Raw genomic sequence first — 13709 nt, 5'->3', positions numbered from 1 at the left:
CTATCCGCAACAGGCCGTGGATCGGGTAGCTCGATGGGCGGTGTTCTGCGCACTGCTGCCCGCCAATCGCACGCTGCAGACATCGGAGCTTGTCGCATGCGACGTCACCGGGCGATGCAGTGCGATGCATCACCCCAAGTCAATGGCCCGTTGTATCTCTGCTGGTGTTGCATTGCCCAGCGCAGCGTAGGCAGCGTGCAGCGTCTGCACAAAACGCGCATCGCCGGAAAGCGACGCGAACACCGTATCCACGGTGAGGAATGCCCCGATGTCATGGGCGGCATCGCCGGTGGCCGAGCGGCCGATGTCGCTTAGCTCTTCGCTCAGCGGATCGACCAGGGCCGCTCCATGACCAGCCTGCCTGCGCACGAACTGCAACCAGGCCGCTACCGGAATGCAGAGCCGGTCGATCCGCCGCCCGGCAGCCAGCGCGTCGCCGATGACGCCGAGCAGGCGTACCGGGATCTTCTGCGAGCCGTCCCAGGCGATCTGGGCGAGCAGGTGGCGGATGGCGGGGTTGCCGAAGCGGGCCAGGATGGCGTCAATGTACTGCTGCGCGTCGAAGCCCGGCATGGGCTGCAGGGTGGGGGCGATGTCTTCGCGCATCAGGGCTTCGACAAAGGTAGCCAGTTGCCGGTGGCGCATGGCATCGGCGACGGTTTCCAATTCAAGCAGGCTGCCGAGATAGGCGAGTGCGGAGTGCGGGCCGTTGAGCAGGCGCAGCTTGGCGCGTGCATAGCCGGCGATGTCGTCGCTGAGGGTCACGCCGGCACGCTCGAAGGCGGGGCGGCCGTTGCAGAAGCGGTCTTCGATCACCCACTGGCTGTAGCGCTCGCGCTGGATCGGCCAGGCGTCGTGCAGGCCGGTTTGCGCTTGTACTTGCGCGCGCAGCGCGTCGTCGCTGGCGGGGGTGATGCTGTCGACCATCGAGCGTGGGAAGGTGGCGTGCTGGTCGATCCACGCCGCAAGCGCTGGATCGTGTTGCTGGGCGAACTGCAACACCGCGCGGCGCAGCAGGCTGCCGTTGTCGGGCAGGTTGTCGCAGCTGAGCACGGTGAACGGCGCAATACCTTGCTGCCTGCGCTGCTGCAGGCCGGCGACGAGATAGCCGATGGCGCTGCGCGGTGTGCCGGGGTGGGCGATGTCGTGCGCGATGTCCGGATGAGTGAGGTCGAGCGTGTCGCCGGCCAGGCAGTAGCCTTTTTCGGTGATGGTGAGGGTGACCAGCCGCACGGCGGGATCGGCCAGGCGCGCGAGCACGGCGGCCTGTTCGTCGGCGGCGCACAGCACCTCGCGGATGGCGCCGATGATGCGCAGTTGCGGGTGCTCGTCGAGCAGGGCGAGGGTGTACAGGCCGTCTTGTGGGCGTAGGGCGTCGCGCACCGTTGGGCTGTGTAGTGAGACGGCGCAGATGGCCCAGCTGGGGTCATGCGCGAGCAGGTCGTCGATGTAGACGGCCTGGTGGGCGCGGTGGAAGGCGCCTGCGCCTAGATGGACGATGCCGATGGTGGTCTGTTTGGGGTCGTAGCTGGGAGTGAGGACGGTGGTTGGTAGGTGCGCGAGTGTTGCGATGGAGAGCGTTTGAATTGGCATGGGTTTTTGTTTGGAATCGTGGGGGTGCTGCAAGTTCGCCTGTGGCCGTACCCTCACCCCAACTCCCGCTCCGCGCCCCGGCCCACGTCTTGCGACGCGGGCGCTCCAAGGCACGCGCGCCAGTGGCGCGCAAGCGGTGCCTCTTCGCCCCGGCGGGAGAGTGGCTTAGGGGAATCGCGGCTGGGTGGCTTCTTTGCCCATGTCCGCATGGCGTGAGTGTCAGCGGTTTCTACTTGTCGGTGACGGTAAAGCGTTGTGTGCTGCGGATATCAGCGCTGGAAGCGCCGATCTGCACCTCGTAGGCGCCTGGGTCCACCGCGTAGGCCTTGCGCTGCTCGTCGTAGATGCGCAGCGCGTCCTGCGCCTTGAGGGTGAAGCACACCTGGCGTTGTTCGCCGGGTTGCAGGGTGACGCGCTGGAAGCCGCGCAGTTCCTTGATGGCACGTTCGCGTTGCGGCTTGAGCGGATGCAGATACAGCTGCACCACTTCATCGCCTGCGCGTTGGCCGGTGTTCTTCAGCGTGACCGTGGCCGTGAGCGTGCCATCGGCTGCAACCGTGGTGCGATCAAGGCGTAGATCCGAATACGCAAATTGCGTGTACGACAGGCCGTGGCCGAACGGGTACAGCGGCTTGCCGGTGAAGTAGCGATACGTACGCCCGCGCATGGCGTAATCGTCGAAGGCGGGCAGGCGCTCGTCTTCCTTGTAGAAGGTGATCGGCAGGCGGCCGCCAGGACTGGCCTGGCCGAACAGCACATCGCCGACCGCGCTGCCGCCGCGTTGGCCGGGGTACCAGGCCAGCAGCATGGCGGGCACGTGTTGCTGCGCCCAGTCGATCGCCAGCGCCGAGCCGGTGGTCAGCACCGCAACCACCGGCGTGCCGGTGGCCTGCAGTGCCTGCAGCAACTCGCGTTGCGGTTTGGGCAGGCGGGTGTCGGTGCGGTCGCCGCCGGCAAAGCCGGGATAGTTGACGTCCATCTCCTCGCCTTCGACATCGCCGGTGAGGCCGCCGACGAACACCACCACCTCGGCATTGCGTGCGGCGTCTACCGCTTCCTGCAGCGGCGGTTTGGCGCCGGGCATGCGCCAGGCCAGGCGCACGCCGGCATCGCGGGTGGCCTCGAAGTACTCCACGCGCAGGTCGTAGGCCCTGCCGCCTTCCAGCACGACGCTGGCATTGCCGCCGCGCATGCGCGGGGCCTCGCTCCATTGATCGATGAGCAGCTTGCCGTCCAGAGATAGGCGCACGCCATCGTCGGCGGCAATCTGCAGCTCGTAGGTACCCGACACCGGCGGCAGCAGCTGGCCATGCCAGCGCACGCTGAAGTCGTCCTTGGCCAGCGCACGGTCGGCCTGCAGTTCACCACGGCCGACGGCATCGTCGGTGGGCGCATTGCGGTCCCAGCGGAAGGCGATGCGCGGGTCGATGCGGGTCAGCACCGGTTGGCCGGCCAACGCACGTCCACGGAAGTACTCGCCGGTGAGTCCGTTCTGCTTGGCATCTGGCGCCGGGCGCAGATAGCGGGTGTCGATCGGTGCGGCGGCATTGGGATCTTCGCGCCCCTCCACCAGGTCGCTGCCGCGCGCGTAGACCACCTGCGCCTGCGGCGCGGCGTCGCGGATGCCTTGCAGGATGGTGACCGGCGCGGCCGGCGTGCCGTAGTAATTGCCCAGCAGCGACATCGGGTCGTCGGCGGTGGGGCCGATCACGGCAATGCGCTTGAGCGTGGGTTTGAGCGGCAGCAGGCCGTCGTTCTTCAGCAGTACCAGCGATTCGCGCGCGGTGCGGCGCGCCAATGCATCGTGCTGCGGCGACTGATTGGCCGAGGGCGGAATCTGCGCCCACGGCACCTTGGCCGGCGGGTCGAACATGCCCAGCCGCATGCGCGTGGTCATCAGCCGCTTGAGCGCGGTGTCGATGCTGGCTTCGTCGATCAGGCCCGCACGCACCGCCGCCGGCAACGCGGCATAGGTGTCGCCGCAATCCAGGTCGGTGCCGTGCTTGACGCCAAGTGCGGCCGCGGCCTCGGGCGTGGGCACGATCTTGTGGTTCTGCCAGATATCGCGGATGGCGGCGCAGTCGCTGACGATATAGCCATCGAAGCCCCAGTCGCGGCGCAGGATGCCTTCCAGCCGCGTGCTGGCCGAGGCGGATTCGCCGTTGACGCGGTTGTAGGCGCCCATCACCGCGGCGACCTTGCCTTCCTGCACCAGGGCCTGGAAGGCGGGCAGGTAGGTCTCATACAGATCGCGTTCGCTGGGATGCACGTCGAAGTGATGACGGTCGGCCTCCGGCCCGCTGTGCACCGCGAAGTGCTTGGCGGTGGCATCGAGCTTGCGATACGGCCCTTGCTGGGCCTGCAGGCCCTGCACGAAGGTCACGCCCATGCGCGCGGTCAAAAACGGGTCTTCGCCATAGGTTTCCTGCCCGCGGCCCCAGCGCGGGTCGCGGAAGATGTTGATGTTGGGCGACCAGAAGGTGAGCCCCTGGTAGCGCCTGTGCTCGCCGCGCGCCAGGAACGCGTGGTGCTTGGCGCGTGCTTCGTCACTGATGGCGGTGGCCACCTCGGCCATCAACGGGGTGTCGAAGGTGGCGGCCAGGCCGATCGCCTGCGGAAACACGGTGGCGCCGCCGGCACGCGCCACGCCGTGCAGCGCCTCGTTCCACCAATCGTATTCGGGCACCTGCAGGCGCGGGATCGCCGGAGCGGCGTTCTGCATCTGCGCGGCCTTTTCCTCCAGCGTCATGCGCGCCACCAGGTCGGCCGCGCGTACATCGAACGGGCGCTGGGTGTCCAGGTATGGCGGCGGCGTTGCGGCCTGCGTGCCGGTGGCGGCAAGCGCCATCGCCAGCAGTAAGCCGCGTGCGAGTGCACGGCGTGGCGCGACGGCGAGATGGGCAGGGTGCGAATGCATGGTCAGTCCTCCTGGGTGCGGTGCGGTTCCAGCTGGGCAAACGGCCCGATCATGCTGCCGACGAAACCGCCGGCCTGTGCGGTGCTGAGCATGCCTGCATCGTCGTTGCGGCGTAGCGATTGCCAGCCGCGCCCATCGGCATCGAAGGCGAAGCTGTAGGCCCCACCGTCGCCGCTGATCTGCAGGCGCAACTGTGCGGTTGCGGGGATGCGGGTGCGTGCGAGCGTGGTGGTTGTTGCGCCATCGCGCTTGTCGAGGAAGACGTCCAGCGCATCGCCGTTGCGTCGTACGCCTAGCGCATACCACGCGTTGGAATTCTGAAAGGCAGCCAGCCCTGCGCTGATGCCGGGCTGCGTGGGTACCGCCAAGGCCGTGCTTGCGGTAAAGCGCGTGTGCTGCTGGCGACGTGCGAGGAAGGCCGGTGTGGCGGTGCTGTCCAGGCCGTGTGCGTTGGCATGCAGCGTCACCCAACCGGCGCGCGTGCGCAGGCTGGCCACTTGATGTTTGGGCACACGTAAGAAAAGCCATTCGCGCTGCAGCGAGGTGCCGGCGAAGTCGTCGCGCCAGGTGAAGTTGCCCGACAACGGGGCTTGATCGGCCGGTGTCTTGCCGTCGCGCGGGCTCTGTGCGTGATACGGAATCGGCTCGCCGGCCGGCAGGATCGACGGCCAACCATCGCGCCAGTGCACCGGCAGCAGGAAGGTTTCGCGTCCGGTGTTGTAGCGCTCGCCCGCATACGGGCGGCTGGCCAGAAACACCGCCCACCATTGCCCGTCCGGTGTGTCCACCAGATCCACATGCCCGGCATTGCTGACCGGATGCGCGCGCTCGGCCGGAAGGTCGCGCTGAGTCAGGATCGGGTTGTGCGGCGAGGCCTCGAACGGCCCCCACACGTTGCGGCTGCGCAGCACCACCTGCGAATGTTGCGGCCCGGTGCCGCCTTCGGCACACGAGAGGTAATACCAACCGTCGCGTTGATACAGATGCGGGCCTTCGATCCAGATCGGCTTGCTGGCCAGGTCCACGCCACCGTTGAGCAACACCTTGCGTGGGCCGATCGGTTGATTGCTGGCCAGGTCGAAGCGCTGCATCCAGATCGCGCGATGGCCGTCGTACAACGGCGTGCCTTCCGGCGGGCCGTTGTTGAGCAGGTAGGCGCTGCCGTCGGTATCGAAGAACAACGACGGGTCGATGCCGTCGATGCCCGGCAACCACGTCAATGCCGACCATGGGCCGGCGGGATTGCTGGCGCTGGCGATGAAGTTGCCGCCGCTGTCGACCGAGGTGCCTACGACATAGAAACGCCCGGCATGATGACGGATGCTGGCAGCGAACATGCCGCGCGATACGCCCAGCCTGTCGTAATCGAGCTGCTCACGGTGCTCGACCACATTGCCGATCTGCGTCCAGTGCACCAAGTCGGTACTCTCGAACACCGGAATCGCCGGGAAATACGCGAACGTGGAATTGACCAGGTAATAGCGCTCGCCCACGCGCGTCACGCTGGGGTCCGGGTAGAACCCGGCCAGCACCGGATTGCGGTAATGACCGGCCGGCAGCGGTTTGGTGAACACCGTATCGTCGCCACGATAGTCGAACCAATCGAAAGCGACATCGGCTTGCGCTTGCGCCTGCACGCGCGCAGGCGCGGTCACCGCAAGCAGCAGTGCCGCAAGCGCGGCCAGCAGCCAGCGCATCACCAGTCCCACATCGCACCGTCTTCCAGCCGCGCGATCGGCAACTGCTTGGGCACATAGGGGTACTTCGCGGCCAGGGCTTCGTCGATGTCCACGCCATGCCCGGGCGTTTCGCCGCAATGCAGGCGGCCATCGCGGAACACGTAATCGTGCGGGAACACCGCGTTGGCCTCGTCGGAATGGAACATGTATTCCTGGATGCCGAAGTTGGGCACCCAGGTGTCGAAGTGCAATGCCGCGCCCATGCACACCGGCGACAAATCGGTGGCGCCGTGGAAGCCGGTGCGCACCTGATGCAGGGCGGCGAAGTCGGCCAGCCTGCGCACATGCGTAATGCCGCCGGCGTGGACAATCGTGGTGCGGATGTAGTCGATCAACTGCTGCTCGATCAGGTGCTTGCAATCCCAGAGCGAATTGAATACCTCGCCCACCGCCAGCGGCGTCACCGTGTGCTGGCGGATCACTTCGAACGCGCGCTGGTTTTCCGCCGGCGTGGCGTCTTCCAGCCAGAACAGCCGGTATGGTTCCAGGTCGCGGCCCAGGCGCGCGGCCTCGATCGGGGTGAGCCGGTGGTGCGCGTCGTGCAGCAGCTCGATCTCGTCGCCGTGGTCGTTGCGCAATTGCTCGAACAATTTCGGCACCACGCCGAGATAGCGCGGCGTGGACCACACCGTTTCGGTCGGCAATTCGCTCTCTGCAGGCTCATACGGTTTGCCGCCGCTGGAAATGCCGTAGGTCTTCTTGATGCCGGGCACGCCGCACTGCGCGCGGATGGCGATGAAGCCCAGCTCGCGGAAGCGGCCGACCTCATCGCTGGTTTCGGCGATATCGCGGCCATTGGCATGGCCGTACACCAGCGCACCCTCGCGCGAGCGCCCGCCCAGCAGCTGATACAGCGGCAGGCCGGCCATCTTGCCCAGGATGTCCCATAGCGCCACGTCTACCGCGGCGATGGCGCTCATCGTCACCGGGCCGCGCCGCCAGTAGGCGCCGCGATAGAAGAACTGCCAGATGTCCTCGATGCGGCCGGCGTCGCGGCCGATCAGGTTCGGCACCAGGTGTTCCTGCAGGTAAGCCGCCACTGCCAGCTCACGGCCGTTGAGCGTGGCATCGCCCAGCCCGGTGATGCCCGAGCGGGTGCGGATCTTCAAGGTGACGAAGTTGCGCCCGGGGCAGGTGACGATGACGCGCGCCTCGACGATCTCGCGATCGCGGGCCGAGCCTTGCAGTGGAGCAGGGGAGTCGGGGGTCTGTGACATCGTGGTCTCGCTCAGGGAGAAGTGGCGGCAGTGATGGGGAGTTCGAACGGGCCGGCCGGCAGGCCGCTGCGGTCGTACAGCGTGCAGACCGGGCTGTCGGCCCAGCAGTAGCGCACGCGCGTGGGGTCAAGGCCGGGAGGAATGCGCAGATCGATGGCGTGGTCGTGCACGGTGGCGACGGCATAACGACAGGTGCCGGGGGCGGCGGCACAGACCTCGAAACCGATCGGTGCATCGTTGCCATAACTCAGCAGCGTAGTGTCCACAGCATCGAAGGCGATGCGCACGCCGTCGCCTTCGCGTTGCGCGCTGCGCGGCACCGGGCCGGAGGGCGCAAGCGCTTCGCCGTACACCACCTGCCGCGCCGCACGCGCCAGGCGCCGGCCCAGTTCCTGCTTGTTGGCCGGATGGATGTCGTAGCGGTCGCCGATGTCGATCGTCACTGCCAGGCCGGCATGCGCATCGTTGGCGACGAAGCGGCGCTGCGCCTCGCGCAGCTGCGCCCAGCCGCTCTCCACCGGCTGCGTGGGCGGCGCGCCATAGTTGGCCAGTTGCACGATCAGCAGCGGCAACTGCGCACCGAAGCGCTGCCGCCAATCGCGTTGCCATGCGGTGAGCAAGGCCGGGTAATGCGCGGCATCGCCGGCATTGGATTCGCCCTGGTACCACAGCACGCCACGCAGGCCGAGCTGGCCGAGCGGGGCGATCATGCCGTTGTACAAGGTGGTCAGCCCGGCCGCCGACGACCACGGCGCGCGCGGTGGCGAGCCCAGTTGCGGCGGCACGATGCGGTACTGCCAGGGTGCATCCAGCGGCAGCGTGCTGCCATCGGCGAACTGCAGCGCACGCGATTGCGCATCGCCCAGCAACCCGCCACGCCGATAGGTATTGAGCACATTGAGCACGATGCTGTTGCGCCCGGCATGCAGGCGCCCGCGCGGCAAGCGGTAGCGGCGCGGCTGATCGGCGCCGTAGCTGCTGCCCACGCCGCGCCCGTTGACCCAGGTCTGGTCCAACTCGTCCACCGGCCCGAGCAGCAGGGTGGCATCTTGTGCGGCCTGCGTCTGCGTCAGCTCCACGCTGGTGCGGTACCAGACCATGCCGTTGAAGCCGACCAGCTGCGGCACGCCCCAGTCGTCCCACGCGCCCAATGCCGCCGGTGCGGTTTGCCAGGCGCCGGGCGCATCCGGTTGCCAGGGCTCGCCTTGGCCGTGCACCTGCCACCAGGCTTCCCAGAGCGCGGCCCAACGCGGCGCCGCATCCACAGGGTCGACGGCGTACCGCGCAAGCACATCCAGTGCCGGGCCATCGTCGCCGGCGGCGCGCAAGGCTGTCTCGCCGATCCAGGCCTGCAGTTGCGAGCCGCCCCAGGAGGCATTGATCAGGCCCATCGGCACATCGACGGTCTTCTGCAACTCACGTGCGAAGTAATAGCAGGCGGCAGAAAACTCCTTCACCGTTTCCGGCGTGGTGAGCTGCCACGCGGCAGCGCCACCGAAGCCGCGCTGCGGCGTCGGGCTGGACTGCGCCGGCACCTTGAACATGCGGATGCGCGGGTTGTCGGCATCGGCGATCTCGCTGCGTGAGTCCAGGGTGCGATGCACCTGTAATTCCATGTTGGATTGGCCCGAGCACAGCCACACATCGCCGATCAGCACGTCGTTGACCTGCTGCGTCACGCCCGTGCCGGTGCGTGCGCTCAAGGTGTACGGGCCGCCGGCGGCGTGCGCAGGCAGGCGCGCTTCCCAATGGCCCTGCCGGTCTGCGCGCGCATGCACCTGCTGCGCATCCAGTTGCACGCTCACGCGCGCGCCCGGGGCTGCATCGCCCCACACGCGGATCGGTGCATCGCGCTGCAACACCACATGCTCCTGAAACAGTGCATGCAGCAATGGCGCGTCGGCTGCCTGCGCCAGGCGCGGCAGCAGCGCTGCCAAGAGCGCTGCCATGATGACCGTCGAGCTGCGTGCGCTCATTTGGGATTCCCCGGTGCATACGGAAACTTCAGGGCCTGGTAATACGCCAGCGGATGCGCCGGCGGCGCCGTGCCGGCAGGCAATGGCCGCCTGGACACGCGCTGGAAGTAGGCGATGCTGGCATCGCGCCACCACTGCGCTTCGTCCTGCTGGATCGCCAGGAAACTAGCCACCTGCTGGTAACGCGGCGGATCGATCCTGTCGGCAAGGCCCTGCCAGGTCGCGCGCATGGCACGCACCTCGTCCACGCCGTGGTCGTAATGCCATATCAGCTCGTCCCACAGCGGTCGCCCGGAGGCCATGCGGTGCTCCCAGGGCACATGGTGGAACCACAGCAGGTAATGCTCCGGCACGCGCTGCACATCGCCGAACACACGTGCCACCGGCTTGGCGTATTGCGCCACTGCATTGCTGCCGCTGGCACTACGGTCAAAGCCAATGCCGTGACGGTCGGCGCGGTGGTAGTAGACCGGGTCCCAATCCGGGCGCTCGCTGCCGGCATCCCACGGCGCCGGGCCGTAGTGATGCCCGCGCCCCATCAGGTGATGCAGGCCGAGCGGGGTCATGTAGTCCACCACTGCCTCGCGCGAGCGCAGCATCATCCCCACCACCGGCGTCACCACGTCAGCATCGTTGGAGAAGCTCATGCGCACCCACTCCTGCGCGATGGCCTGCGGCGACAACTGCGGATTCCACGCCAGCCGTCCGTACGCATACCAGTTGGCCTGGTCGAAGATCGAGCCGCTCCAGTTGCGGTCCGCACCGATGTTGGCCACCCCGGCAATGCCGGTCAGCCGCGTGCGTTTGGCATCCTTGAACAAACTGCCATCCACGCTGCTGGCCACCGTCGAGCCCTTGCCGCGCGCATAGGTGTCGGCCTGCAGGGTTTCGGCAAACAGCGTGCCCAGATAGGCCAGATGGGTGGAAAAACCCAGATATTCCTTGGTGATCTGGAACTCCGGCATCAACGGCGTCTTGCGCATCGCCCCGAACAGCGGATGGAACGGCTCGCGCGGCTGGAAGTCGATGGCGCCATTTTTCACCTGCACGATCACGTTGTCGCGGAACCGGCCATCCAGCGGCAGGAACTCGCTATACGCCTGCTTGGCGCGATCGTCCGGCTGCTCATGCGAATAGACGAACGCGCGCCACATCACCACCCCGCCATGCGGCGCGAGTGCATCGGCCAACAGATTGGCGCCATCGGCATGGCTGCGCCCGTAGTCCTGCGGGCCGGGCTGGCCTTCGGAATTGGCCTTGACCAGAAAACCGCCAAAATCCGGAATGCGCGCGTAGATGGCGTCGGCGGTGTCGCGCCACCACCGCTGTACCTGCGGATCCAGCGGGTCGGCGGTCGTCAGGCCACCGATCTCGATCGGCGCGCTGAAGCGCGCGCTGAGAAACACGCGAATGCCGTAAGGGCGAAACACCCTGGCCAGTGCCGCTGCCTTGTCCAGATACTGCGGCGTCAGGCTCCAGGCCTTGGCATTGACGTTGTTGAGCACGCTGCCGTTGATGCCCAGCGATGCATTGGCGCGCGCATAGTCGGTGTAGCGCGGATCCAGATACCCGGGCAGGGTCTGCCAGTTCCACAGGGACGCACCGGCATAGCCACGCTCGACCACCCCGTCCAGGTTGTCCCAGTGATTGAGCAGGCGCAGCTGCAGCCGCGGCGACTCGCGCAGGTCCAGCGCGGCCAGCGATTGACCGGTCTGCAGCAGGCGCAGCAAGTGGAATGCCCCGTACAGCGCACCGATATCACTGCCGCCGACGATGGCGGTGGCGCGATGCCCGTCCACGCGGACGCTGCGGATCAGATAGCCGTCGCGGCCCAGGCCGGTGGTCTGCAGGTGCAATGCCGCGATCTGTGGCGCTGCGGCCGCACCCAGCACGATCGCACCATCGCGCGTGACCGTGGCAGACGAGGACGGCGCAGCACCAAGCAGGCCCGACAGCCCACGCTGCAATTCCTCGCGTGCGGCCTGCAAGCTTGGCGAGTCGCCGACGACGATCAATTCGCTTGCGCTGCCGCGCACCTGCGCCGCGTTGGCCAGCGGGTGGTAGCGCAACCACAAGTCGTAGCCATCTTCGGCGCGCGCACCGGCACTGGCCAGCACCAATCCACCCAGCAGCGTCACCGCCAGCCACCACGGCTGCGCCAACGCAGCGCAATACGCGACGCAGCGCCGCGTTGCACGCGCGCTCATGCGGCATGCTCCATCGACATCCACGTACACGGCGGCGTATCGCCGCTCTGCCTGCTTCCCGGTACCATGCGTCGCATCGTCGTGCACGCAGTGAGCGCTTGCGTTATCGCAGCGGTTTGTGTGCATCGTGCAGGTTCGCCACCCACTTGAAGAGGCCACGCTTGGAGAAGGTCAGGAAATCGGTCCGCCGCACCAGCCGCGCGACCACCATCGACGAGGTGGCGGCGCTGGCGAAGGTCTCGCCGATGACGGTCTCGCGCGTGGTCAACAACAACGGCAGCGTGCGCGATGCCACCCGCGCACGCGTGCTGCGCGCGGTCGACAAGCTGGGCTACACGCCCAACCTGGCGGCCAGTGCCCTGGCCGCCGCGCAGAGCACGCGCATTGCGTTGATCTACAGCGATCCCAGTGGCGCCTACCTGCGTGAATTGCTGCTGGGCGTGTTGCGGGTTGCCTCGCGCACGCCGATCCAGCTGGTGATCGATTGCTGGGACGACCTGGATGCAGACGCCGAACGCCGCGCCGCGCGCAAGCTCGCCAAGGGCGTGGCCGGGGTGATCCTGCCGCCACCGCTGTGCGAATCCAAGGCCGCGGTCTTGGAACTGGTCCGCGCCAAGGTGCCGGTGGTGGCGATCGCCTCCAACCATTTCAGCCCGGATGTGGCCTGCGTGCGCATCGACGAATTCGCCGCCGCCAAGGAAATCACCGAGCATCTGATCGCCCAGGGCCACACGCGTATCGGTTACATCGCCGGCCATCCCAATCTGTCGGCCAGCACGCGCCGTTTCGAAGGCTTCCAGGCGGCGCTGGCCGATGCCGGCCTGCGGCTGGATCGGCATCTGGTGCAACCGGGCGACTACACCTACAAATTCGGCCTGGTCGCCGCCGAAAAATTGCTGGCGCGCAGGCGTCGCCCCAGCGCCATCTTCGCCAGCAACGACGATATGGCCGCCGCTGCAATCTCGGTCGCACATCGGCGCGGGCTGGATGTGCCACGCGATCTGTCGGTGGTCGGCTTCGACGACACCTCCGCCGCCACCGCGGTCTGGCCCGAACTCACCACCGTGCAGCAGCCCATCGCCGCCATGGCCGACGCCGCGCTGGACATCCTGTTGAAGACGATACGCGCCAAGGAGCGCACGGCGAAGATGGTCGATCATGTGGTCGCGCACCTGCTGGTCAAGCGGGATTCGGTGGCCGCACCGGCGGCGCCGGATGCAGCGGGACAGCCCTGACGCTGCACGCGGTTCTGCGCGCAGGCCGCCGGTGATCGCCTGCGCGTGCAGGCGGTCACCGACACGGCATCAACGCGTCAGATACTGGTTGATCAGGTTCTCGTAGGCTTCCTGGCGGCCGCTGAGCTGCTTGGGCGCGTTGCCGGCCGCGTACTGGGCCAGATCCACCAGCGTGCTGCTGCCGTTGGCAAAGTCGGCACCGGCACCGCTGTCGAGGCTGGCGTAACGCTCGGCGCGCCACTGCTCCAGCGGCGAGGACGTCAGCAGCGCATTGGCCACTTCCAGCCCGCGTGCGAACGCGTCCATGCCGCCGATATGCGCCAGGAACAGATCCTGCGGGTCGGACGACTCGCGGCGCACCTTGGCGTCGAAGTTCAAACCACCCGGTGCCAGCCCGCCCTGGCGCAGCACCACCAGCATTGCGCCGACGGTGTCGTACAGGTCGGTCGGGAACTGGTCGGTATCCCAGCCGTTCTGCGGGTTGCCGCGGTTGGCATCGATGCTGCCGAGCAGGCCGGCATCGGCTGCCACCTGCAGGTCGTGCTCGAAGCTGTGGCCCGAAAGCGTGGCATGGTTGGCTTCGATATTGAGCTTGAAGTCCCGGTCCAGGCCGTGCTGGCGCAGGAAGCCGATCACCGTGGCGCTGTCGAAGTCGTACTGGTGCTTCATCGGCTCCATCGGCTTGGGCTCGATCAGGAAGTTGCCGGTAAAGCCAATGGCGCGGCCGTAATCGCGTGCCAGGGTCAAGAAGCGCGCCATGTTGTCCTGCTCGCGCTTCATCTGCGTGTTGTGCAGGCAGGCGTAGCCTTCGCGGCCGCCCCAGAA

General features: G+C 67.3%; 6 protein-coding genes and 2 pseudogenes. 1 reads left to right on the top strand and 7 read right to left on the bottom strand.

The annotated features are described in order from the left end of the window. Positions 1-129: 129 nt before the first annotated feature. From LL972_RS16310 to LL972_RS16285, 6 genes and pseudogenes are all read right to left on the bottom strand, one after another. Positions 130-1593: a mannitol dehydrogenase family protein gene (locus LL972_RS16310; RefSeq protein ID WP_228328502.1), complete on the bottom strand. Its 1464-nt coding sequence runs from the start codon at positions 1591-1593 to the stop codon at positions 130-132. Positions 1594-1822: 229 nt separating this feature from the next. Continuing rightward, positions 1823-4510 (bottom strand): glycoside hydrolase family 3 protein, encoded by a 2688-nt coding sequence (locus tag LL972_RS16305; protein WP_228328481.1) that lies wholly within the window; start codon positions 4508-4510, stop codon positions 1823-1825. A gap of 2 nt (positions 4511-4512) precedes the next feature. Further along, positions 4513-6207 (bottom strand): glycoside hydrolase family 43 protein, encoded by a 1695-nt coding sequence (locus LL972_RS16300; protein ID WP_228328480.1) that lies wholly within the window; start codon positions 6205-6207, stop codon positions 4513-4515. After that, on the bottom strand, positions 6207-7466 hold the full coding sequence (gene manD, locus LL972_RS16295) for a D-mannonate dehydratase ManD (protein ID WP_039520834.1): 1260 nt from the start codon (positions 7464-7466) through the stop codon (positions 6207-6209). Before manD ends, LL972_RS16300 begins: the two co-directional genes overlap by 1 nt. A gap of 11 nt (positions 7467-7477) precedes the next feature. Next, positions 7478-9442, bottom strand: a complete 1965-nt coding sequence (locus tag LL972_RS16290; RefSeq protein ID WP_228328479.1) for a sialate O-acetylesterase — start codon at positions 9440-9442, stop codon at positions 7478-7480. Next, positions 9439-11568, bottom strand: a pseudogene (locus LL972_RS16285) (alpha-glucuronidase family glycosyl hydrolase); the annotation flags it as partial. The pseudogene LL972_RS16285 and the gene LL972_RS16290, both read right to left, overlap by 4 nt. A 242-nt stretch (positions 11569-11810) precedes the next feature. Between LL972_RS16285 and LL972_RS16280 the strand changes: the two are divergent. Continuing rightward, positions 11811-12884, top strand: a complete 1074-nt coding sequence (locus LL972_RS16280; RefSeq protein ID WP_228328477.1) for a LacI family DNA-binding transcriptional regulator — start codon at positions 11811-11813, stop codon at positions 12882-12884. A 69-nt stretch (positions 12885-12953) separates the two neighbouring features. On the opposite strand, the pseudogene LL972_RS16275 reads toward LL972_RS16280, so the two are convergent. Further along, positions 12954-13709: pseudogene (locus tag LL972_RS16275) on the bottom strand (xylose isomerase); the annotation flags it as partial.

The organism is Xanthomonas campestris pv. asclepiadis, assembly GCF_020784175.1.
Lineage (GTDB): Bacteria > Pseudomonadota > Gammaproteobacteria > Xanthomonadales > Xanthomonadaceae > Xanthomonas > Xanthomonas campestris_D.
The sequence above is the reverse complement of the archived record's forward strand: the minus strand, read 5'-3'. Positions and strand labels throughout refer to the sequence as shown.

Coding starts and splice junctions, on each gene's coding strand:
- LL972_RS16310 (WP_228328502.1), bottom strand. CDS start 1,593: ATGCCAATTCAAACGCTCTCCATCGCAACACTCGCGCACCTACCAACC.
- LL972_RS16305 (WP_228328481.1), bottom strand. CDS start 4,510: ATGCATTCGCACCCTGCCCATCTCGCCGTCGCGCCACGCCGTGCACTC.
- LL972_RS16300 (WP_228328480.1), bottom strand. CDS start 6,207: ATGCGCTGGCTGCTGGCCGCGCTTGCGGCACTGCTGCTTGCGGTGACC.
- manD (WP_039520834.1), bottom strand. CDS start 7,466: ATGTCACAGACCCCCGACTCCCCTGCTCCACTGCAAGGCTCGGCCCGC.
- LL972_RS16290 (WP_228328479.1), bottom strand. CDS start 9,442: ATGAGCGCACGCAGCTCGACGGTCATCATGGCAGCGCTCTTGGCAGCG.